Raw genomic sequence first — 22,954 nt, 5'->3', positions numbered from 1 at the left:
TTCACTCACACGCGTGATTCTTGGAGCTGATCAGCGCTCGCGCACCTCGGCGAGACCCACCCAGCGGTTACCGTTGGGTAAGCACGACGACGAGGGCACGGGACATGACCGCTCTGGCGCCGGAGATCCCGGTTTGGGACACGCCGGTCACCCACCGGTTCGGTGTTGCCCTGGGCATGCACGCGAACCCGTACACGGGCGACCTCCTGCGCGCGATCCGCGGCGCCGCCGCTCGCGCCGGCTGCGACTTGATGCTCGCCGACACCCGTGATTCCGTGAGCGAAGAAGCGGCCGTGGTGCGTGCGTTGCGAGCCGACCGCGTCGACGGCGTACTGCTCGTGCCCGCTCCGGGCGACGACGCGGTGATCAACGGCCTGGTGCGCATGGGCGTGCCCACGGTGCTGGTCGACCGCATCGCCGGGCGCAACGACGTCGACCAGGTGGGTTCCGAGAACATCCAGGCGGTGTCGTCGCTGGTCGAACACCTCGCGGCGCGCCGCCACCGCCGCATCGCCATGATCACGGGCGCGCCGGACTCCGCGGTGAGCGAGGAGCGCACCCTCGGCTACCGGCTCGGGCTGGACCGCGCCGGCCTGCGCTACAACTCCGAACTCGTCGCCGGCGGCATGTCCTCACCGGGCGGCGCCGCGCGTGCCGCCGCCAAACTGCTCGACGGCTGGCCTTCGCCGTCGGCCATCGTGGTGGGCGGCGAGGCGATGCTGATCGGCGTCCAGTGGGAAGCCCACCGCCGCGGCATCCGCATCGGGTCCGAGCTGGCGCTGGTCGGGTTCGGCGACATGGCGTGGGCACGGACGGTGTCACCCGCCGCGACGACGATGGCGCAGCCGATCGCGGAGATCGGCCGGCGCGCGGTGCAGCTGCTGATGGCGCGGGTGCAGGAGCCGGATCGCCGGCCCGAAGCGGTCCGGCTGGCGCCGCGCTTCATGCACGGCGCTTCGTGCGGCTGCTGAGCTCAGCCCAGGGTCGCCGCCGCTTCGAGCAGCAACCACGCTCCTGTTTGGACGGAAAGATCTCGTTCGGGCGCTCCGCTCTCCGGCGGGTCCTCCGGTGCGGGGGCGGCCCATTCGGCGCTGAACAGGGGGCCGGTGAGGGTGGTGGTCGCGCCGCCCCAGCAGGCGTCGGCCGAGGTGAGGACGAGGTGTTTCGCCCTTTCCGCCGCCGGCCCGGTGAGCTGCTTGGCGGCGAGGGCGAGGTAGCGGGCGAGAATGGCTCCGAAGAGCCCACCGTCGCCGCCGTTCTGACCCCGGATGATGCCGCCGGGCGCGAGGTGCTCGGCGACGGCGTCGATGGTGCTCGCCGCGTTGTCCACATCGGATTGTTCGAGACAGGCACCGAGGTAGACACCTTGGCAGTAGGTGAAGATGTTCTTGACCAACTCACCGGTGTCGACGCGGAGGCCGTCCCACACGAGGCCCGTTTCCGGGTCCTTCAGGGTGCGGGTGAGCCAGTTGGTCATCTCCGCGGCCCGCGTTGCGTCGCCTTCACGCGCGTGGAAGATCGCGGCCGGTCCGTTGGCGGGAGCGTTCTTGAACTGGTCTCCGCGGCGCCACCAGATGCCGCCGCCCGCGTCGTCGGTCCAGCCTTCGTGGAGCTGCTCGTCGATCGCCGCGATGGCTTCGTCCACATCGGCCAGTTCGAGCGCGCGGACCCGCTGCAGCGCGAGGCCGAGCCAGGCGACGTCGTCGTAGTAGATGTTGGTCCACTTGCCGAAGTTGCGGAACCGCACGGACTTGACGAACCGGGCGATGACCTTCGCGCGGTCCTTGCGCGGATCCCGGACCTGCGCGTCGACGAGGCAGTCGAGGAGATGAGCCTGCCACCAGTAGTTCCAGTGCCAGTGCAACCGCTGGTCGAAACTCGGCGGCCAGCCACTACGCCCGAGCACGGTGCCCGGCACACCCCACACCGGCCGCAGGTGCCGCACCCGCACCGCACGTTCGGCCACCGCGGCCCGCTCCGCCCCATCCATCCTTGGATTGTGCCTGTTCGCGCACCACATCGCGCCCTGATCCGATCGACACGAGTTCCTGACAAGCCGTGCCTCCGGTCATCCGCGACCAAGATCGACTGACAGGGAGCTCCCCTCGTGAACCTGAAGCGCCTCACCACCGCCGCCTTCCTGACCCTCACCGCCGCGGCCGGCTCGTTCGCCCTGCTCACCTCCACCGCCGACGCGACGACCCCGACGCCGGCACCTGGTGTAGGGCAGCACGGCACAGCTGCGGCACCTGCCGGCCGGACTGACCGGACTGCAGCTGCGGCCCCGGCGCGACGAGCCGCAGCTCCCGCGCCTACCGGTCGGTGTACTGCTCCGGTTGCGGCGCGACGAGCTGCTGCACCGGCACCCGCCGGTCCGACCGCCGCCCCGACTCCCGCACGACAAGCTGCGGCGCCCACGCCTGCCGGCCGGCGTACTGCTCCGGCCCCCTCACGACGAGCCGCGGCCCCCGCACCTGCCAGTCGGCGTACTGCTCCGGCTCCAGCGCGACGAGCTGCTGCACCGGCACCCGCCGACCGCACTGCCACTCCGGCCCCAGCACGACGAGCCGCGGCCCCCGCACCCGCCGACCGCACTGCCACTCCGGCCCCAGCACGACGAGCCGCGGCTCACGCGCGGCAGGCCGCACCCGCTTCCCCCGCCGACCACCACGCAGCTGCGTCGCCCACCCTCCGCACGCGCGTCGCGCCGAGCGCAGCGAAGCACTCCACCATCGCCCAGACAGTCACCGCCCGCCGCGCCGCAGCAGCCCACCAGCACAACGCCCCGACCCCCGCGCGCTGACACCCCAACCCACACCCAGGCCACACCCGTAACGCCACTACGAAAACCAAACCGGGGACCCAGCCCCCGCCCAGCACCTCGATCCCCGCCTTCTCCGCGGTGACCATCAAGGGTCGGGGTGCTCACCCGACCTACGCCCGGCGATCTTGCGTGCCAGCGCGACGAGCCGTGGGCGTCCCCTTGAAGTCGCGGAGGCGAACGGACGCCTCATCGCGCTGGCGCGCGACATTGCGCCGGGGACTCGCCCTGCACCCCGAAGCCGATGACGGTAACGACGGTCTGGGTCATCTTGTCACGGCGGGAAACCGTGCCGTAACAAGATGATCCAGACCGCGTGAAGGCTTCGGATCGAGGCGCAGGGCGGAGTCTGGGTGCAGTGAGAGCTGCGTAGGTCCGTGAAGGTTTCGTAGGCACGGGGCGATTCCCGTACGAAACACAGCAGTCTCCAGGCGAAGACACCGGTTTCGCATGCCGGAGCTACCCGCCTCAACCCACCCGCGCGACCCGCACTCTCCGCTGCTCGCCCTACCAAGCCTTCGACAGATCCGCATGCTGCCTGACCCAGCTGTGCATCACGATCCCCGCCGCAACGCCCGCGTTGATGGAGCGCGTGGTGCCGAACTGCGCTATCGACACGACCATCGACGCGGCAGCCTGCGCTTCCTCCGACAGGCCCGGGCCTTCCTGGCCGAACAGCAGCACGCAGTCTCGCGGCAGCTCGGCGACTTCGACCGGCGAGGAGCCCGGTGTGTTGTCCACCGCGACCACGGTCAGGCCCGCCGAGGTGGCGAAGGAAACCAGGCCTGAGACGTCGTCGTGGTGGCGGAGGTGCTGGTAGCGGTCCGTGACCATCGCGCCGCGGCGGTTCCAGCGGCGGCGGCCGACGATGTGGACCTCGGCGGCGGCGAAGGCGTTGGCCGTGCGGACCACGGTGCCGATGTTGTGGTCGTGCTGGAAGTTCTCGATCGCGACGTGGAACGGGTGCCGCCGGGAGTCCACATCGGACACGATGGCCTCGCGGCGCCAGTAGCGGTAGGCGTCGACGACGTTCCGGCGATCGCCGTTCTCGAGCAACTCGGGGTCGTAGCGGGCGTCGGCAGGCCAGGGGCCCTCCCAGGGCCCCACGCCGACCGGTTCACGGCCGGCCCACTCGGTCGGGCCGGCTTCGGGGTCTTCGCTCACGGGAAACGATTCTGGCTCAGCCCAGGCGGACGCGGTGAGTCGGTGTGTCGTGGCGGTGGCGCCAGCGCAGGTACGCGCCGATGTACGAGAAGATCATCAGCGCCAGCGCGATCACCGCCACGGCCGGCAAGAGCGAACGCGGCACGACCGTGTCGTACAGGTAGTACGCGTTGAAGCCGCCCGGCAGATCACCCAGGTTCTGCTGGTGGCGGAAGTAGTTCTCCGCGGCGGTGAGCGGGCACTGGATCGGCGCGATGTTGACCAGCACGCCCCAGAGCGCGAAGAAGATGTGGACGAACGCGACCTTCGGCCAGCGCCACGCGAGGAAGCCACCGAGTCCGATGAACAACAGCGCGATGATGTGCACCGCCACCGTCACGTCAGCGAGGAAGTGCGCCACCGAAGGATTCACCGCCGCCCCCTTTCCGTGCCCCTACCAGCGACGTTACTCCGGATGACCAGCACGTGAGAGCGAAAAACGTGCACCCTTTGTGATGTTCAACCCACGGGAGCAACCGGTTCACCCGAGGTGTAGCGGAGCGATCACTCCGGGTATGAAGATCGCGCCGGGAACGTCCCCTACCACACTCGATCGCTCGCGGTGGGCTCTTCGTCCGCGAGGTGTACGTCCGAGACGGCGACGTTGACCTCGACGACCTCCAGGTCCGTCATGCGCTCGATCGCGTCGGTGACGTCGCGGCGCACCCGGCGCACGAGTTCCGCGAGGGCGACGCCATACTCCACGACGATCTCCAAGGCCACCGCCGCCTGTTTTTGCCGACCTCCACAGCCACGCCCTGTCCCGCGCTCGCCGACGTGCCGGGGATGGGTCGCGCAGCGCGCCGAGCGCCCGCGCCAGCGCGCCGCCGAGCGCGTGCACACCGGGCGCGTCGCCCCGGCGATCTTCCGCACTACCGCGTCGGCGATCGTCGTGGTGCCCTGCTCCGTCACGAACCGCGGCGCGACGACGAGCGCAGCGGGCTTTTCGGCAGTGGTCGTCGAGTTCTCTCTCAGATCGGCCAACCATTCCCGGCACCCCATCGACCCGGTTGCCGGGTGATCGTCACGGCCCGATCGGATGAAGCTCAGCCGAACGCGCCGCCGTCGAGGTCCGTGACGACGAGCCGCGGCTTCGCGCCCGCCCACTCCGTGTCCGCGAGCACGGGCCGGCCCACGGCTTCGGCCTGCGCGAGCAACGGTGGCAACGGCACCCGCGTGGCGATCAGCCGCACCTGCACCGTGTCCGGGCTCAGCTCCACGGTCACGGCCACGCCCCGGGCCGCCGCCGGACGCAACACCGTCACCTCCCCAGCGCCGCGACGATCCCGTCGGCGACAGCCCGGCTCACCGGCGCTCCAGCTGGGTGTCCGCAATGGACACCAGGACGCCGTCGACCGCGGGGCCCCGTCTGCGCGGTGACTTCGCGCGGCACCGCACGCTGCACGGTCCGCCCCACCGCCGCCGCCTGGTCGGCCGCCGACGTCATCACGTCGGCCTCCACCGAAAGCCCGCCGGCCGCACGCGCACGCCGTCGGCCGGCGCCGGGTTGAGACCCTGCCGGCGACCGCGCGCCGCGCGCGTCCACACCGTGACGAGGCCCCGCACCCCCGGCTCGAGCCGCACGACCCCGGGCGTGTCGAGCGCCGCGCGCCGCGGCGGCGGCCGTGACGAGCTCCCGCACCCGGGCCAACGCCTCGGCGGCCGCGCCGTCCCAGAGCCGCTCGGCGAGGGTGAGCTCGCCTTCGACGCCGCCGCCGCCCTCCGGCGTCACGCCGACCATCCGGACGCGACAGCGGCGGGCCCGCACGTCGGCGGCGTACCGCAGCACCACCGCAACGGCCGCCTCGCTGCCCGCCGTGCCGCCCGGCTCCGGCGTCGGCAGGTCGACCATCCGGCCGCGGCGCGCCTCCGCGCGCACGGCCGACATGATGCGCCCGACGAGGTCCGGCGGCGTCGGATCGGTTCGCCGAATGAGCTCCCGCGTCGCCTCGCGCAGCGCTGGCAGCCTCTCGCGCGCGCCGCGGCAGTGGGGGCAGGTCCCGGAGTGGCCGGTGTCGTCCGGTCGAGCCGGGCCCAGACGTCGTCCAGGTCGCAGCCGCACGGCAGCTCGTAGGTCGTGCTCTCGTTCACCGCCACGGCTTCATCACCTCCGCCGGCTGCACGCGTGCGCGGGCGATGCGGCCCCGGAAGGCCACGGGGTGCGCACCGACGACCTCGGCGATCTCCTCGTAGGAGCGGCCGTGAACCTCATGCAGGAGCCAGCACGCGCGCTGCTGCGACGTGAGCTGCCGCAACGCTTCGGTGAGCACCGCCAGCCGACCGCTGATCAGCGCGGCGTGCTCGGGTTGCGCGTCGGTGCGGGGTGACCTTGGCAGGTCGAGATCGACGTCGGCCTGGGGCGCGCGGATGACGTTGACGCAGCGGTCGGCAGTGCCGCGGTAGAGCCAGCCGACGAGCGTGGCGTCGTTGAGCTGCGCGAGCTTGCGCCAGGGGCCGACGAAGACCTCCTGCACGACGTCCTCGGCGGCGCCGCGGTGGTCGAGCATCTTCGCGGCGAACCGGAACATCGGGTAGCGCAGCACGAGCTGCTCGCAGGCGCGGACGTACGCAATCTCAGGTCGTGCGCGCGAACGCGCTCAGTCCAGCCCGAGGTCGTCCTTGTTCAGGAGGTAGCGGTACTCGAGGCCTTCCTTCTCGATGGCCTCGCGCGCGCCCGTGTCGCGATCGACGACGGTCGCGACGCCCGCGACGATCGCCCCGGCCTCGCGCAGCGCCTCGACGGCCGTGAGCACACTGCCGCCGGTCGTCGACGTGTCCTCGACGGCCAGCACACGCTGCCCGCGCACCTCGACGCCCTCGATGCGGCGCTGCATGCCGTGTTCCTTGACCGCCTTGCGGACGACGAACGCGTCGAGCACGACCCCGTCGGTGGCCGCGGAGTGCAGCATCGCCAGCGCGACCGGGTCGGCGCCGAGCGTCAGCCCGCCGGCGGCCACGTAGTCCCAGTCGGCGGTGAGCTGCCGCAGCAGCTTGCCGATCAGCGGTGCCGCCGCGTGGTGCAGGGTCGCCCGGCGGAGGTCGACGTAGTAGTCGGCTTCCTTGCCGGACGCGAGGGTCACCTTGCCGTGCACCACGGCCAGTTCGGTGACCAGCCTGGCCAGTTCGAGCTTCGCAGTTTGATCCAACCCGGGGTACGCCACGGCCGAGAGTCTTACACACGCCCCCGCGCGCACCAGCGCGTCACTCGTCGAGCGCGACAGCCGTCACGGGCCGCGCCCGCGTCGCCACCCAGGCGGGGACCACCGACGCGCCCAGCGCGAGCACGGCCGCGATGGCGATCACGGTGAGGTAGACCGCCGCCGGGCCGATCGGGAGTGGCGAGCCCGTCGCCACCAGGCAGAAGGGCACGATCGCGCCCGCCGAGACGACTGTGCCGAGCAGGATGCCGATCGTCGCGATCACGCCGCCTTCGACGCCGGCCATGCGCAGCACCTGCGTGCGCGTGAAGCCGCCGAGGCGCTGGAGCCCGAACTCGCGCCGGCGGCGAGCGGTGGCCATGACGAGCGTGTTCACCACAGAGATCACGGTGTAGCCGATGATCATGCCGAGCATCAGGTAGTTCACCCACGCGCCGATCTCGTCACCCGCGGCGTGCGCGGCGAGCAGCGCCTCGCGGTCGCCGACCGTCACGGGCTCGCCCGCGGTGGCCGCGGTGAGGCTCGCCGCGAGCCGGGCCCGGTCCACGCCGGGCGCGGCCCGCACGAGCACCTGCGGCGCGAGGCGGGCGGTGGTGTGGGCGGCGAGCAGACCGGCGGGAAACAGCAGCGCCTCGAAGCCGGCGCGCTGAGCCACCAGTGCGACGACGCGAACGGTCACCTCGTGCCCGTCGCCGAGCCGGAGTGTGACGGGATCCCCGACGCCGCGGCGCAGCTCGGCCGCCACGGTGTCCGGCAGCGCGACGGTGTCGCCGGTGAGGGCGCCGAGGCTGCCCGTGGTGACGGTGGCGGACGTCGTCCGGGCGGCGCTTTCGGTGGTGAGGCCGAGAGCGGGATGACCGTCGTCGTCCTGGCTGTCGTCGAAGGGCACGGTGACGAAGACCGTGCTGGTCGTGTACTCCGAAGCGGCCGCCACGCCGGGTGCCTGCTGCACGCGACGGAGCAGTTCGGGGCTGGCCCCCGCGGGAGCGGCGACCACTGCGTCGGCGCGCAGGTCTTCGGTGAACGAATGCTGCGACACGGCTTGCTGCGTGGTCTGGAGGTAGATGTTGCCCGTCGCGATGCCCACCGCGAGCACGATCGGCGTGACCGCGCCCGACACCCGCGTGGCCGTGGCTCGCGTGTTCGCGACCGCCAGCCACCCGGTGACACCCCCGAACACCCGCACCGGACCGTGCAGCAGCGCCGCCACCAGCTTCGTGACGCCGGGGCTGATCGCCGCGACACCGATCGCCCACAGCAGCACCGCCGGTCCCGCCGTGCTCGCCGCGACGGGACCGGTCATCACCGCGAGCGTGACGATCCCGAGCGCCGTCCCGCCGCCGAAGCAAAGCGCTGCGAGCACGAACCGCACCGGCGTGAGCCATCGGCGTTCGACGCTCGCCTCGGCCAGCGCCTCCGTCGGCCGGATGCGGCTCACGCGCCGGGCCGCGACGAGCGCGGCGACCAGGACGGCCAGCACCGTGACCCCGGCCGCGACGGTCATCGGCAGCCAGCCCTGGTGGAACCGGACGACTTCGGGCACCACACCGGCGTTCGTGAGCCGGCCGAACAGCCGGCGGCCGAGCATTGGCCCGAGCGCGACCGCCGCGGCCATCGCGAGCAACCCGATCGTCACTGCCTCGCCGAGCACCATCCGCCGCAGCTGGCGGGGCGTCGTGCCGATGGCGCGCAGCAGAGCCAGTTCGCGCCGGCGTTGCTGCGTGGCCAGGGCGAGCGTGCTCGCGACGACGAAGAGCGCGACCAGCACCGACAGCCCACCGGAGACGGCGGCGAGGACCACGAGGTCTTCACCGGCCGCCTCGGCTTGCGGGAACTCGGCGCGGCCGCGGTCGTCGCCGGTGAGCGCGACGACGCCGGGCCCGAGGTTCAGGCGGGCGACCACCGTTTCGGGGCTTTCCGTCGTGAAGACGCCGAAGTCGTCGACCTGACCACCGGCGAGGCGGCCGGCGTCGGCTTCGGTGAAGAACACCTCGGGCTGGGTTGCGCCGGCGATTCCGGCGACGCGATACCAGCCCGTGGTGCCGTGAGCGGCGAGCCGGATCATCTCGCCCGGCTGGGCGGGCAGCCCGGCGACCACGACCTCGCCGGGCCCCGGTGCGTGGCCCGCGATCAGCGAGTACGGCGTCAGCACAGCGGAGTTCCACCCGTGCCCGGCCGCCGGGCCACCGGGTGTCACGACCGGCACGGTCACGTCGCCGACCACCGCGGCCACGCCGGGCGTCGCGCGGATCCGATCGGCCAGCGCCGGGTCGAGCCGCACGCGTTCGGGCAACAGGACGCTTTCCGTCTTGGGGTCGTCGTCGGCCGGATCCCGTTTGGGCAGCTCGATTTCCTGCTGCCCGGCGACGACGATGGGCGCGGCCGCGAGCCGCTGCGGCGGCGCGTCGGCCCGGATGCCCGTCTCCATCAGGCCGCCGCAGGCGGACACGATGACGGCGCCGAGGAACGCGGCCACGAACGTCGCGAGGAAACCACCCTTGCGCGGCCGGAGCGTGCGCAGCGCGAGCCGGAACATCACGCACCCCCCACCGCGGAGCGACCCCACGCGCCCAGGTGCGTCATGCGCTCGGCCACGGCTTCGGCGGTCGGGCGCGCGAGCTCGCCGGCGACGCGGCCGTCGGCGAGGAAGACCACGCGATCGGCGTGCGCCGCGGCGACCGGATCGTGCGTCACCATCACCACGGTGAGCCCGCTGCGGACGGAAGCACCCAGCAGCGCCAGCACTTCGGCCGCGGTACGGGTGTCGAGGGCGCCGGTGGGTTCGTCGGCGAAGAGCACGGCTGGGCGCGTGAGGAGCGCCCGCGCGATCGCGACGCGCTGCTGCTGGCCGCCGGACAGCTCGCCGGGCCGGTGCCGGCGCCGCTCGGCGAGCCCGACGTGCGCCAGCATCCGCGCCACGAGCAACTTGTCGACGCGGCGGCCGGCCAGCCGCAGGGGCAGAGCCACGTTCTGCTCGACGGTGAGCGCGGGCAGCAGGTTGAACGCCTGGAACACGAACCCGACCCTGTCGCGGCGCAGCTTCGTCAGCTGCGTCTCCGACAGGGCGGCGAGGTCCTGGCCGTCGAGGTGCACGGTGCCCGCCGTCGGCCGGTCGAGGCCCGCCGCGCAGTGCAGGAACGTCGTCTTGCCCGACCCGGACTGTCCCATCACGGCGGTGAAACCGCCGCGGGGGAACGACAGGTCGACGTCGTCGAGCGCGGCCACGCGCCCGTAGACCTTGCGCACGGCCCGCAGCCGCACCGCCTCATCCGTCGTCATGGGGAAAACGCTAGGCAGCGACAGTGGTTCGCACCCTGGTGCCAGCTCGCCGGGACGCGGTGGGGCCAGCCCTACCTCACGTGCGCTTGCGGTTCCCGACCCCCGCCGACAGCCGCCGCAGCACCCCGCGCGGCAGGAGGCCGCCGACGGCCACCAAAGCCTTGTACTGCAGGCTCGGCACGGAGATCACCTTGCCGCGGCGCAAGTCCGTCAGCGCTTCATCCACGACCTGCTCCACGCCGAGCCAGAAGGCCTTCGGGCCTTCCTTCTCGAGGCCCGCGCGGTCGTGGAACTCGGTGGTGGTGAAGCCGGGGCACAGGGCCATCATGCGCAGGCCCGGTGGGAGCGACGTCGCGATGCCCTCGGTGAAGGACGTGACCCAGTTCTTGCTGGCGGTGTAGGTGGAGCCACGGCCGGAGAAGAAGCCGGCGACGCTGGAGACGTTGATGATGTCGCCGCGGCCGCGCTCGACCATGCCGGGCAGGGCGGCGCGGGTGAGGCGCAGGACGGCGGTGACGTTCACGTCGAGCTGGCGCTGCAACGCGTCGGGTGAGATCTGCCAGAAGTCGCCGGAGAGGCCGAAGCCGGCGTTGTTGACCAACAGGTCGACGGGACCGGCGGTGAGGCGTTCTTCGACGGCGGCGCGTCCGTCTACTTCGGACAGATCGGCGGGCAGGACCTCGACGGCCACACCGTGGCGCTCGCGCAGCTGCCCGGCGAACGCGTCGAGGCGCTCCCGGTCGCGGGCGACGAGCACGAGGTCGTACTTCTCGGCGGCGAGCGTGCGCGCGAACTGCGCTCCGATGCCCGCGGTGGCTCCGGTGATCACGGCGGTGGGGCTCATGTGCCGAACCTACCTGCACGTGCGTTTGTCCAAGTCGCGAAGTATGGTCCGGCGCATGGGCAAGCACACCCAGCGAAAGCCCGGCCACCTCCCGAAGGCGGCCGCCGGTGCGGCACCCGTCGCACTGCTGCCCACCGGCCCGGCTCCGGCCCCGGCCGACCCCACTCTTCCCCTCGGCGGCCTGCCGCTGGACCTGCGGCACGACCACTCGGCGGCGGCCGCCGCGGGGGTGGCCGACTTTCCGGTTTCAGCGACGTCTCCGCTCATGTCCGACACCGCCGGTTGCGGTCTGTCCCATTCACTCACTGCGGTGAAGTCGCCGAACGGTCTTTCCCCGTCGCAGCACGACGATGTGCGCTTCGGCTCGTCGGCGATGACCGGGCACGCCTCGGACCTCCACGGTTCTGTGCAGCAGGGCACGTGGCGGCCCTACGACGCCGACACCCACCCGGATGTCGCCAAGACTCCGGATTCCGGCCGCTTCACCGGCGACCTGCGCGACGGCGCGGGGCTGCAGCAGTCGTCGAGCCCCGCCGTGGATGCCGGCAACTCGGCGGCCGCAGTGGTGAATTCCGAGCAGCGCGGGATAGGACACTTCGTCGGCTCGCTCGACATATCGGACCTCGACGCCCCGACTCCCGACTCCGACCGCCGCCACCCGGCTCCGGCGGACGTGGGGCCGGTGTCGGGGTTCCTGCTGGCGACGCAGTCGTTGCCTGGCAACGGATTCCGCGGGGAGCTGCCCGTGGACGACGCCGCGTCGGCGCACGCCACCACGGCTTTGTCGCCATGGCTCGGACCGACGCAGTCGGCGGGAGCTTCGCTGGCGGAGCTGGCACTGCCGCCGTTGGTGTGACGCCGCGCCGGACCGACGCCTCCACGCAGGCTGCCACGACTGCGGCGGTGTCACCTCGGCTCCGGCAGGGCCGCCGGTGATGGGAACTCCCGCGGAGCTGGCGACACCGCCGGTGAGAAACCGCCGCCGCCCGACGTCGCGTCGGCACAGGCTTCCACAACCACCGCGGTCTGGCCCCGGCTCCGGGCAGGGCCACCAGTGGTGGGAACTCCCGCGAAGCCGGCAACACCGCCGGTGAGAAACCGCCGCCGCGCCGACGTCGCGTCGGCACAGGCTTCCACAACCACGACGGTCCCCGCACGGCCCAGGCAGAACCAGCGACGGCGGCGTCGCCGGTGGAGCTGGCACCACCACGGTTGGTGTAAGGCCGGCTGCGTGGACAACGTCGCCCCAGCTCAGACCTCCGCGACCACGGCGATGTCACGGCTCCGGCAAAGCCACCGGTAATCGGGGCTCTCGCGAAGCCGGCGACGCCGCCGCCGGTGAGAAACCGCCGCCGCGCCGACGTCACGTCGGCCCAGGCTTCCACGACGACGACGGTCCCGCCACGGCTCCAGCAGGGCCACTAGCGGCGGGGGCGCCGGTGGAGGTGGCACAACCACTGTTGGCGCAAGGCCGGTTGCATGGACAACGTCGCCCCCGCTCAGGCTCTCGCAACCACGGCGGTGTCACGGCTCCGGCAAAGCCACCGGTGATGCGAACTCTTGCAGAGCCGGCGACGCCGCCGCCGGTGAGAAACCGCCACCGTCTCGAATGCGTCGGCACAGGCTTCCGCGACCACGGCGGTCTCAGCTCCGGTGGGGCTACCGGCGACGGGGACTCTCGCGGAGCTGGCTCCGCCGTTGGTGCAAGGCCGGCTGCGTGGACAACGTCGCCCGGCGCAGGCTTCCGCGACCACCGCGGTCCCGCTGCGGCCCAGGCAGCCGCAGTCGGCGGTCGGAACGCCGCCGGAGCTGGACTGCCACCGTTGCTCTGAGGCCGCCATCGTGCCGAAGTCGCGCGGCGCGTGATTCCACGATCACGGCAGTGTCGCCGCGGCCCAGGAGGCCGCCGTCGGGGGGTATCGGTGGGGATACGCCGGTGGACCTGGCGCCACCGGCGATGGTTTAGGCCACCGCTGTCTCGCGTTGGCACAGGCTTCCACGGCCACGGTCGGGTCGCTACGGCCCAGGGGGTCACCAGTGATGCGGACACTGGTGGAGCAGGCGACGCCGCCGCTTGGTGTAAGGCCGCCGCCGGACCGACGTCGTGTCGGCGCAGGCTTTCGTGACCATGGCGGTGTCACCACGGTGGCGGAGACGCCAGGGGAGCTGGCACCACCGGCGGTAGTGTAAGGCCGCCGCCTGGCCAACGTCGTGTCGGCGCAGGCTTTCGTGACCATGGCGGTGTCGCCGCGGCCCAGGCTGCTGCAGTCGTCGGCGTGGACGCCGCCGCTGAGTGCGGGCTGCGCGTGAATCCGCTGAGACGAAAACGGCCGCCCGGTGGCGGCGGCCGTTTCGTGTCAGGACTCTTCTTTGGGTTCCGGGTCGTCCGGTTTGCTCGGCGCTGCCGGGACGGAGCCGTAGGTGCTCGGGCCGTTCGACGGCGTGCGCGGCTCGGGCGGCTTGTTCTCGGCGCGCTCGGGGTTCGCGGCGGCGCCGGCCGTGCGGGAGTCGACAGGAGTGGTCGCGCGGGTGTCCGCGGGGCTGGTCGCGCGGGTGTCGACCGGGGTCGTCGCGCGGGTGTCCGCGGGGGACGGCGCGCGCGTGCCTGCCGGGGCCGGCGTGCCGGCGGCGGGGGTGTAGGTGCGGCCGGTGTCGTAGTCCTCGTCGAACGGGTCGACGATGTCGGCGATCTCGCCGAGGTCGCGCAGCAGCCGCTCGAGCCGCGACGGCCCGGCGTTCGGGGCGACGCTCGCCAGCACCCACTCGTTCTCGAGCCAGGCGACGCCGACGTCGCCGCCCAGCTGGTCGGCCGCGTCGACGAGCTCTTGCGTGATGACCTGGCGCGCGCCGTCGGAGTCGTCGGCGAACGCGTAGCGCTGGCCGATCGGGCCGAGCATCTCCGGCATGTTCTCGCGCTGGAACGGCACGCTCGAGAGCCACATCTCGACGGGCACGCGGTGCGTCTTGTTGCAGCGCACGGCCACGACGGTCGCCGGGATCTGCCCCTCCGACTCGATGTCGAAGATGAACACGGGCCGCCGGCCGTCGGACGTGAAGGTGGACCCCGCGACGACGTTCACGGCCGCGTCGGCGCCGAAGTAGCCGATCGCCCCGCCCGACCACTGCCGGGGGAGGCGCTCGTCCTCCTCCACGAACTGCCAGCCGCGCAGCTGGGCCCAGCGCACGCGCTCGCGGTTGCGCGAGCCTTCCTTCGCCCGGTCCGCCGCGAGCAGCCCGAGCCCCGCCACCAGCGCCACGGCGGCGACGACGAACCAGATCCACGCCGAGATACCCACGGCGGTCAGGGTATCGCTGCCGGGCCTCCACACCCGAGTGCCCGCACCGTGTCGGCGCGCCCCTTTCGAGGCGACCCAGCCCTCCCGAGTCGACAAATCGGCATATCCGCCGGATATTTCCGCGACCGGGACCGGTTGCGGCTCCACCCTCCTCCCGGCGTCTTCCGCAGGGCCCGCGGCGACCGGGCGGCACCGCAGGCCACCTCACTCCCACGCCGGGCGCCGCCGGCCCTCGCGCCTTCCCCGGCTCCGAGACTCGGCGCGAACGGACCACTCACGCTCCATCTGCGGCACCAACGGTCCCCTCGCACCCAGAGCCGACACGAACGGTCCACTCGCCGGCGCGACGCCAACGGTCCACTCACACCTTCATCACCGGACCAACCGCGCCCACGCGATGGCAGCACAGGCCGTCGCGCGCCCGGCACGGGGGCCGCATTCGGCGTGAGCGGTCCACTCGCGCGGGCGCCTGCTGCACGAACGGTCCACTCGCACCGGCCCTTCAGCACCGAAGGTCCATTCGCACCGCTATTCCGACGCCGACTGACCATTCGCGCAGGCAGCCGGCCCAACGCGACCGATCGCCCGCACTCAAGGAGGCGCCGTGCCCGCTCAATGCCGCGCACGCCCGTCGCACCCAGCACACCGCTCAAACTCGCCGCGACCGGTCCACTCGCACCACCGCTACGGCACCAACGCTCCACTCGCGCAGCAAGATCCGGCACCAACGGTCCACTCGCGCTGGCGGGATTCGCGGTGGGACCGCTCGCCCGCCCGGGTCAGCAGCGGTCCACGCGCGCAAGGCCGCGCCGAGGAACCGCTCGCAGCAGCAGGGCTCGATGCCAACGGTCCACTCACGCGGCAGTCCGGCATCAACGGACCACTCGCACCGCGAGATCGGCGGCGCCTACAGTTCACGCGCGCAAGCAAGGCGCGCACCGGGACCACTCGCCCGAGCGGGTCAAAGGTGGCCCACTCGCACAAGCCCGCGCCGAGGAACCACTTGCGACAGCAGGACCGGCATCAGCGCCCCAATCGCCCAGCAAGATCAGCAACGGTCCACACGCGCGAGCAAGGCTCGCGCCGGGACCACTCGCTCGCCCAGGGCAACAGTGGTCCGCTCGCGCAAGTCCGTTCCGAGGGACCGCTCGCACCTGCAAGTCCCAGCATCGGCGGACCGCGCGCCGTTCCGTACCGGCGAAGCATTCACGCTGATGGCCCGGCACCAACCGACCACTCGCGCCACCGGTAAGACGCGAAAAGGCCACTCGCTACCCCGGCCCGGCACCAGCCGACCACTCGCGCCGGCGAATCGGCGCGAAGGGACCGTTCGCCGCGCGCGGTGAGGGCAGCGAGAGCGAAAAGGCCCGGACACGCGAAACGGCCCTCCCACCGAAGTGGAAGGGCCGTTCGCGATCACAGCACCACCGAAGCCGACAGCGCCAACAATGCCGACAGCACTCCCGCCGGCACCGGCAGCAACCGTCAGACTCGCTCGACCGTCAGCGTGTCCCCGGCCTCCAGAGCCGGGATGTCGACCCGCACGGTGTCGCCGTCGCGGATGTCGCCGGCGAGCAGCTTGCGAGCGAGCTGGTCGCCGATCGCGGACTGCACGAGCCGCCGCAAGGGGCGGGCGCCGTAGATCGGGTCGAAGCCGTTCAGGGCGAGCCATTCGCGGGCGCCGTCGGTGACGTCCAGGTGGAGGCGGCGCTGGGCGAGCCGCGCGGTCAGCCGGGCGATCTGGATGTCCACAATGGACGTCAGCTGCTCGGTGCCGAGGGCGTGGAACACGACGATGTCGTCGAGCCGGTTCAGGAACTCCGGCTTGAACTGCCGCTGCACCGTCTCGAGCACCGCGTCGCGGCGCTGGTTCTCGTCCAGCGACGGGTCGGCGATCGCCTGTGAACCGAGGTTCGAGGTCAGGATCAGGATGGTGTTGCGGAAGTCCACCGTCCGGCCCTGGCCGTCGGTCAGGCGGCCGTCGTCGAGGACCTGCAGGAGCACGTCGAACACGTCCGGGTGCGCCTTTTCGACCTCGTCGAGCAGCACGACCGTGTACGGGCGGCGCCGCACGGCCTCCGTGAGCTGGCCACCCTGGTCGTAGCCGACGTAGCCCGGAGGGGCACCGACCAGGCGCGCCACCGAGTGCTTCTCGGAGTACTCGCTCATGTCGATGCGCTGCATCGCGCGCTCGTCGTCGAACAGGAACTCCGCCAGCGCCTTCGCCAGCTCCGTCTTGCCGACACCGGTGGGGCCGAGGAACAGGAACGAACCCGTCGGCCGATCGGGGTCGGCCACGCCGGCCCGCGCCCGCCGCACGGCGTCCGCCACCACCTGCACGGCCTGGTCCTGCCCGATCACGCGGCGGGTGAGCTCCTCCTCCATGCGGAGCAGCTTGCCCGTCTCGCCCTCGAGCAGCCGGCCGGCGGGGATGCCGGTCCACGCGCTGACCACGTCGGCGACGTCGTCCGCGCTCACCTCTTCCTTCAGCATCACGTTCTGCTGGCTCGCCTCGTTGGCTGCGGTCGCGGCCTCGAACTCCTTCTCCAGCGCCGGGATCCGGCCGTACCGCAGCTCGGCGGCCTTGCCCAGGTCGCCGTCGCGCTCGGCGCGCTCCGACTCGCCGCGCAGCTGCTCCAGCTGTTCCTTGAGCTCGCGGACGCGCTCGATCGAACCCTTCTCGTTCTGCCAGCGGGCGGTCAGAGCCGTGAGCTCCTCACGCTTCTCGGCCAGCTCGGCCCGCAACGCGGACAGGCGCTCGAGCGAGGCGGGATCGTCCTCCTTGGACAGTGCCATCTCCTCGATCTCCATGCGCCGCACCGCGCGCTCGACCTCGTCGATCTCCACCGGCCGCGAGTCGATCTCCATGCGCAGCTTCGAGGCGGCCTCGTCGACCAGGTCGATCGCCTTGTCCGGCAGGAACCGGGCGGTGATGTAGCGGTCGGACAGCGTCGCGGCGGCCACCAGCGCGGCGTCCGTGATGCGGACACCGTGGTGCACCTCGTAGCGCTCCTTCAGCCCGCGCAGGATCGCGATCGTGTCCTCCGGCGACGGCTCGCCCACCAGCACCTGCTGGAAACGCCGCTCCAGAGCCGCGTCCTTCTCGATGTGCTGGCGGTACTCGTCGAGCGTCGTCGCGCCGACCATCCGCAGCTCACCGCGCGCGAGCATCGGCTTGATCATGTTGCCCGCGTCCATCGCGCCCTCGCCGGTCGCGCCGGCGCCCACGATGGTGTGCAGCTCGTCGATGAACGTGATGACCTCACCGGCCGAGTCGGTGATCTCCTTGAGGACGGCCTTCAGCCGCTCCTCGAACTCACCGCGGTACTTCGCACCGGCCACCATGGAACCGAGGTCCAGGGCCACCACGCGCTTGCCGCGCAACGACTCGGGCACGTCTCCGGCGACGATGCGCTGGGCCAGGCCCTCGACGATCGCCGTCTTGCCGACGCCCGGCTCACCGATCAGCACCGGGTTGTTCTTGGTGCGGCGGGAAAGCACCTGCACGACGCGGCGGATCTCCGTGTCGCGGCCGATCACCGGGTCGAGCTCACCCGCACGGGCGCGCCCGGTCAGGTCGACGCCGTACTTCTCCAGCGCCTTGAACGTGCTCTCCGGGTCGGGGCTCGTGATGCGGGCGGAGCCGCGCACCTTCGCGAACGCCTCACGCAAGGCGTCGGGCGTCGCGCCGTGGCGCTTCAGCAGGTCGGCCACCTGGCCACCCTCGGTGGCGAGGCCGACGAGCAGGTGCTCGGTCGACACGTACTCGTCACCGAGTTCGGTGGCGAGCTTCTGCGCCTGCGTCAGCGACTTCACGGCGTTCGTGTCGAACTGCGGGCTCGACACGGTGGCGCCCGTCGCGGACGGCAGTGCGTGGATGATCGGGTCGAGCTCCTTGTGCACCACCTCCGGGTCGGCCCCGACCGCGGTCAGCAGCGGCGCGGTGAGCCCCTCACCCTGCGCCAGCAGGGCGCCCAGCAGGTGGGCGGCCGAAACGTGCGGGTTGCCGGCCATCGTGGCCGCCTGCGCCGCCGACGAGATCGCCTGCTGGGTCTTCGTGGTCGGGTTGAAAGCGTCCATCCCTCACCTCATGCGCTCTGTGAAAAGTCCAGGTGACGGCCCTGACCAAGGACCATCGACACATACAACGTCAGAAAACTTGAGTCTGTTCCGCTCAACTCTGAACGGGCGTGACAGCGTCCCTCGGCAACCTCGGTCCCAGCCTGCCCAGGCCGACCACGGCGAGGCAAGCGCAGCCTCCGACCAGTACCCAGGGTAACCACGACGACACGGAGAACAGCGACACCACCACCGGTGCCACCACCTGCGCGAACGTGAACGCGTACTGGAACGCGGCCAGGTACCGGCCCTTCGCCTCCGGCGGCGCCGCGGCCTCGGCCAGCGCGCCGGAGCGCGGCCCGAAGACCAGATCGCCCGCCGCGTACACGAGCGTCGCGACCAGCAGGTAGCCGGCTTGCCAGCTGGGCGGCACCAGCAGCACACCCAGGCTGACGACGCACCACGCGGCGAACAGCGCCGAGCCGCCGCGCATCGCGGCGACCCGGTTGAGCCGGCGCGTGAGCCGCAGCGCCGCCGTGCCGCCGGCGCTCGTGACGACCGTGAGCAGGAACAGGATCGCGCCGGGCAGCCACGTCGGCCCGTGGAGCAGGTCGAGGACGAAAACCGGGGTGCCGATCAGGAAGAAGTCCAGGGACAGCCCGAACATTCCGCTGAGCAGGATGAGCGCCAGGTAGGGACGGTCGTGCAGCACGCCGCTGCTCCGCGCGCGAGGTGCCGCGCGGTGCACCGGCTTCACCACGCTCGTGATCAGGGCCGCGGCGACCACGAACGTCACGACGTCCACCGCCAGCGCCACGCTGTAGCCGCTGGCGCCGAACCACGTGAGGAACCCCGACGACGTCAGCCCGCCGAGCCCGAAACCGCCCGCGCGCACCATGCCGACCTCGGCGAACGGCCGGTCCTTCGGCACGTCGCCCGCGACCTCCGCGATCAGCGCGTACAGCGAGCTGTGGAAGAGCTGCTGGCCCGCCGCCAGCAGGATCGCCGCGACGACCACGGCGCCGACCCCGTCGGCCACGAGGTACGCAACCGTCCCAGCGGCCTGCAGCAGCTGCGCCCCGACGACGACCGCGCGCGGCCCCGTGCGGTCGACCAGCCGGCCCGCCAGCGGCGGCACGACGAGCCCCGCGAGCGTCCCGATGGTGACCGCCGTGCCCGCGAGCGCCAGCGGGATGCCGACGACGCGCGTGACGTACACCAGCGCGAGCGGCAGGAACAGCCCGGAGCCGAAGTTGTCGATCCCCAGCGCACACAGCAGAACGACCCGGCCCCGCGCCACGCGCCCGACGCTACCGCCGCGGCCCCGTCCGAGGTCAGGGCCGGACGGAGACTTCCGGGGCGCCCGAATGCCACTGGCGGTAGAGCGCCGTTGCCCGGCCGTGTGGTGGCCGCGTCCGACCGGTTGACGGGGGAGGGATTCCGGGAAGCCGGGACGATCCGGCCGGAGCCGTCCGGCGACCGCACGCTGTCCTGCTCGCAGTCGGCTGACGACACCGTTGAGCCCCGGCCGCGAGGGCCGGGGCTCAGCGATCCGCGGGAAAACTCAGCTCAGGTTCAGCGTGCCCGAGTGCCGGGCGAACTCCGGCTCCTCTTCCAGCACCACGTCGAGGTGAGCCGGGGAACCGGTGCTCACCACCACGGCCTCGGCGTGCGGCTCGTGACCGTACGCGGTGACCGTCAGCGTGTACGAGCCCGCCGGGACGCCAGCCAGATCGTACGCACCGTCGCCGCCGGTGAGGTGGGACGCGACGACCGTGCCGGCCGGGTCGGTGAGGGTCAGCGCGGCGCCGGCGACCGCGGCGTGGCGGCCGGAGGTGCGAACGCGGCCCCGGACACCACCGGTCCCGCCGAGGAGCAGGTCGTGCCAGACGGGCATGCCGGTGAGGCGCACGGTCGACACGGCCGGCGGCAGGGCGCCCGACGTCGCCAGCAGCACGTGCTCACCCGCCGCGCCCGCGGACAGCGCGAACTCGCCGGTGCGGGCGCTGCGGCCGACGTCGACCTGGCGGCCCGACACGTCGGTCAGCGTGAGGGTCACACCCGGCACGGGCCGGCCGTCGGCGTCGAGGACCCGGCCGCGCAGGGCGGTCGTGACCTCGGCCGCGAGCACGGGCGCGACGGCGGGGGTGGTGTCGGCGTCGAGAGTCCGGCGCAAGGGGACCTCCTTCATGAAGAGCACCGCCAGCAGCGTCACCACGGCGATGAAGCCGGCGAACAGGAACACCGTGCCGGTCGCGTCGCCGAACGCGGCGCGCACGACCGGCTGCAGCGCGGCGGGCAGGCCGTCGATGTCGAACGTCCCCCCACCGCCGTGCACCGCGTCGCCGGCCGGGAGCCCGAGGCGGGTCAGCGACGACGTGATGTTCGTGGCCACGTGGGCCGAGAGCACCGCGCCGAGCGCCGAGACACCCGCGGCGCCGCCGAGCGACCGGAAGAACGTGACCACCGACGACGACGAGCCCATGTCCCGCATCGCCACCGTGTTCTGCACGACCAGCACCAGGTTCTGCATCAGGAACCCGAGCCCGATGCCGACCAGCGCGAGGTAGCAGCCCATCAGCGTCAGGTTCGTCGCGTGGTCCACGGTGCTGAGCAGGAACAGCCCCGCGAGCAGTGACGTGCCGCCGGCGACCATGAACGGCTTCGTGCGGCCCGTGCGCGAGATGACCTGCCCGGCGCTCGTCGACGCGAGCGCCAGGCCCAGCACCAGCGGCAGCGTCATCAGGCCCGCGTGGGTCGGCGAGAAGCCGCGCGAGATCTGGTAGTACTGCCCGAGGAAAACCGAGCCGCCGAACATCGCGGTGCCGACGGCCAGCGAGCCCAGCACCGCCAGCGTGAAGGTGCGGTTGCGGAACAGCCGCAGCGGCACCACCGGCTCGGCGGCCCGCGACTCCACGAGCACCGCCAGCGCCAACGCGACGACCGCGCCCGCCACGTAGGCGACGCTCGTCCACGAAGCCCACGCGAAGCTCGCGCCGGCCAGCGAAACCCAGATCAGCAGCAGCGCCACGCCACCGACGAGCAGGGTCGCGCCCAGCCAGTCGATGCGCACCTTGCGCTTGAGCACCGGCAGCTTCAGTGTGCGGCCGAGCACGATGAACGCGATCACCGCGATCGGCACGCACACCCAGAAGCACCAGCGCCAGCCGAGCGGCGAGTCGACGATCAGGCCACCGATCAACGGCCCCGAGACGGTCGCGACGGCGAACACCGCGCCCGTGTAACCCGAGTAGCGGCCGCGGTCGCGCGGCGCGATCATCGCGGCGATCACGACCTGGATCAGCGCCTGCAGCCCACCGAGGCCGATCCCCTGCAGCGCGCGGAACGCGATCAGCTCGGGCATCGACTGGGAGATGCCGCCCAGCGCCGAGCCGATCGTGAAGATCACGATGGCCAGCTGGTAGAGCAGCTTCTTGCTGAACAGGTCGGAGAGTTTGCCCCAGATCGGGGTGGTCGCGGTCGACGTCAGCAGCGTTGCGGTGACCACCCACGTGTACTCGCTCTGCGAACCGTGCAGGTCGGCGAGGATGGTCGGCAGCGCGTTGGACACGATCGTCGACGACAGCATCGCCACCAGCAGGGCGAGCAGCAGGCCCGAGAAGGCCTTCATGATCTGCCGGTGGCTCATCGGCTCACCGGCGACTTCGGTACTCACTTTCGTTCGTCACTTCCCGACTTCCGCTTGCCCCACCGCGCACCCGGGAGGCCCGAGCACGGCGCGGAGACCGTTGTTCATTTCCGCGAGCCGGGTCGTCAGGTCGGCGATCCGCTCCTGGTCCCAACCACCGAGCGCCTTCTCGAAGAACGCGATGTAGCGGTCCCGCCACTTCTCGAGCTCGGCGAGGCCCTTCTCGGAGACGCTGATCAGCGACGCGCGCCCGTCCTCCGGCGCGGGGCGGCGGTCGATCAGGCCGGCGGCCTGCAACTGCGCGATCTGGCGGCTGACCACGGAGAGGTCCACGAGCTTGCGCTTGGCCAGCTCCGACGGCCGCGCCTCGCCGTGCTTCGCGAGGTCGGACAGCAGCATCCCGGCTGCCGGGTGCAGCCCCGGTTCGTCCTCCCACGCCTGCATGATCCACAGGTGCTGGAGCTGCGAGGCGGTCTTGAGCTCCCGCATCAGTTCGACCCTGACGTCGTCGGCAGAGCTCATCGGTTTCCTCCCGGGCCGGACGCTGCTCGTCGTCCAATTGGTTGTGCCATACAAGTTTATCTCCGGATGGTTGCGTAGGGCAACTATCTATCCGGTGACGTGCCCCACGCGCCGAAACGCAGC

At 72.0% G+C, this 22,954-nt stretch carries 18 protein-coding genes and 1 pseudogene; 2 read left to right on the top strand and 17 right to left on the bottom strand.

All coding sequences use genetic code 11. From position 1 onward, the window contains the following. Positions 1 to 104 precede the first annotated feature (104 nt). Entirely contained in the window at positions 105 to 971 is an 867-nt protein-coding gene (locus I6J71_RS45705) for a LacI family DNA-binding transcriptional regulator (protein ID WP_204092543.1), read from the top strand. 2 nt (positions 972 to 973) lie between these two features. Here the strand turns inward: I6J71_RS45705 and I6J71_RS45700 are convergent, their stop codons facing one another. The 12 genes from I6J71_RS45700 to I6J71_RS45645 form a co-directional block, all read right to left on the bottom strand. Next, positions 974 to 1,990: a glycoside hydrolase family 76 protein gene (locus I6J71_RS45700; protein WP_204092542.1), complete on the bottom strand. Its 1,017-nt coding sequence runs from the start codon at positions 1,988 to 1,990 to the stop codon at positions 974 to 976. Positions 1,991 to 2,312: 322 nt separating this feature from the next. Further along, complete coding sequence (locus I6J71_RS45695) at positions 2,313 to 2,648, bottom strand: hypothetical protein (protein ID WP_204092541.1); 336 nt, start codon at positions 2,646 to 2,648, stop codon at positions 2,313 to 2,315. Positions 2,649 to 3,328: 680 nt separating this feature from the next. Further along, positions 3,329 to 3,985, bottom strand: a complete 657-nt coding sequence (locus tag I6J71_RS45690) for an RNA methyltransferase (protein ID WP_204092540.1) — start codon at positions 3,983 to 3,985, stop codon at positions 3,329 to 3,331. A 16-nt stretch (positions 3,986 to 4,001) separates the two neighbouring features. Further along, positions 4,002 to 4,385 carry a DUF2784 domain-containing protein gene (locus I6J71_RS45685; protein WP_204097594.1) on the bottom strand — a complete coding sequence of 128 codons (384 nt, stop codon included), beginning with the start codon at positions 4,383 to 4,385 and terminating at the stop codon, positions 4,002 to 4,004. Between the two features lie 179 nt (positions 4,386 to 4,564). Continuing rightward, positions 4,565 to 5,008 carry an Asp23/Gls24 family envelope stress response protein gene (locus I6J71_RS45680; protein WP_204092539.1) on the bottom strand — a complete coding sequence of 148 codons (444 nt, stop codon included), beginning with the start codon at positions 5,006 to 5,008 and terminating at the stop codon, positions 4,565 to 4,567. Between the two features lie 62 nt (positions 5,009 to 5,070). Further along, positions 5,071 to 5,283, bottom strand: a complete 213-nt coding sequence (locus I6J71_RS45675) for a hypothetical protein (RefSeq protein WP_204092538.1) — start codon at positions 5,281 to 5,283, stop codon at positions 5,071 to 5,073. 2 nt (positions 5,284 to 5,285) lie between these two features. Continuing rightward, positions 5,286 to 5,903, bottom strand: a complete 618-nt coding sequence (locus I6J71_RS51575) for a hypothetical protein (protein ID WP_370542063.1) — start codon at positions 5,901 to 5,903, stop codon at positions 5,286 to 5,288. A gap of 208 nt (positions 5,904 to 6,111) precedes the next feature. Continuing rightward, positions 6,112 to 6,597, bottom strand: a complete 486-nt coding sequence (locus I6J71_RS45665) for an RNA polymerase sigma factor (RefSeq protein WP_239155599.1) — start codon at positions 6,595 to 6,597, stop codon at positions 6,112 to 6,114. Positions 6,598 to 6,621: 24 nt separating this feature from the next. Continuing rightward, positions 6,622 to 7,185: an orotate phosphoribosyltransferase gene (pyrE, locus tag I6J71_RS45660; protein ID WP_204092537.1), complete on the bottom strand. Its 564-nt coding sequence runs from the start codon at positions 7,183 to 7,185 to the stop codon at positions 6,622 to 6,624. 40 nt (positions 7,186 to 7,225) lie between these two features. Then, positions 7,226 to 9,718 carry an ABC transporter permease gene (locus tag I6J71_RS45655; protein WP_204092536.1) on the bottom strand — a complete coding sequence of 831 codons (2,493 nt, stop codon included), beginning with the start codon at positions 9,716 to 9,718 and terminating at the stop codon, positions 7,226 to 7,228. Further along, entirely contained in the window at positions 9,718 to 10,461 is a 744-nt protein-coding gene (locus I6J71_RS45650) for an ABC transporter ATP-binding protein (protein WP_204092535.1), read from the bottom strand. Before I6J71_RS45650 ends, I6J71_RS45655 begins: the two co-directional genes overlap by 1 nt. 76 nt (positions 10,462 to 10,537) lie before the next feature. Next, complete coding sequence (locus I6J71_RS45645; protein ID WP_204092534.1) at positions 10,538 to 11,305, bottom strand: SDR family oxidoreductase; 768 nt, start codon at positions 11,303 to 11,305, stop codon at positions 10,538 to 10,540. A 55-nt stretch (positions 11,306 to 11,360) separates the two neighbouring features. Here I6J71_RS45645 and I6J71_RS45640 point away from each other — a divergent pair, with 55 nt between their 5' ends. Beyond that, positions 11,361 to 12,161 carry a hypothetical protein gene (locus tag I6J71_RS45640; RefSeq protein ID WP_204097628.1) on the top strand — a complete coding sequence of 267 codons (801 nt, stop codon included), beginning with the start codon at positions 11,361 to 11,363 and terminating at the stop codon, positions 12,159 to 12,161. A gap of 1,786 nt (positions 12,162 to 13,947) precedes the next feature. Here the strand turns inward: I6J71_RS45640 and I6J71_RS45635 are convergent. The 5 genes and pseudogenes from I6J71_RS45635 to I6J71_RS45615 all read right to left on the bottom strand — a co-directional run. Beyond that, positions 13,948 to 14,601: pseudogene (locus I6J71_RS45635) on the bottom strand (hypothetical protein); the annotation flags it as partial. A 1,485-nt stretch (positions 14,602 to 16,086) separates the two neighbouring features. Next, positions 16,087 to 18,681: an ATP-dependent chaperone ClpB gene (gene clpB, locus I6J71_RS45630; protein WP_204092533.1), complete on the bottom strand. Its 2,595-nt coding sequence runs from the start codon at positions 18,679 to 18,681 to the stop codon at positions 16,087 to 16,089. Positions 18,682 to 18,775: 94 nt separating this feature from the next. Further along, positions 18,776 to 19,960: an MFS transporter gene (locus I6J71_RS45625; RefSeq protein WP_204092532.1), complete on the bottom strand. Its 1,185-nt coding sequence runs from the start codon at positions 19,958 to 19,960 to the stop codon at positions 18,776 to 18,778. A 264-nt stretch (positions 19,961 to 20,224) separates the two neighbouring features. Further along, on the bottom strand, positions 20,225 to 22,309 hold the full coding sequence (locus tag I6J71_RS45620) for an MFS transporter (RefSeq protein ID WP_204097592.1): 2,085 nt from the start codon (positions 22,307 to 22,309) through the stop codon (positions 20,225 to 20,227). Positions 22,310 to 22,345: 36 nt separating this feature from the next. Beyond that, the gene (locus I6J71_RS45615; protein ID WP_204092531.1) at positions 22,346 to 22,831 is read right to left on the bottom strand and encodes a MarR family winged helix-turn-helix transcriptional regulator; all 486 of its coding nucleotides are present in this window, start codon (positions 22,829 to 22,831) and stop codon (positions 22,346 to 22,348) included. Positions 22,832 to 22,954 lie beyond the last annotated feature (123 nt).

This window comes from Amycolatopsis sp. FDAARGOS 1241 (genome assembly GCF_016889705.1).
In the GTDB taxonomy this organism is placed as follows: domain Bacteria; phylum Actinomycetota; class Actinomycetes; order Mycobacteriales; family Pseudonocardiaceae; genus Amycolatopsis.
Note: the sequence above shows the minus strand (reverse complement) of the source record. Positions and strands in the feature narration are given on the sequence as shown.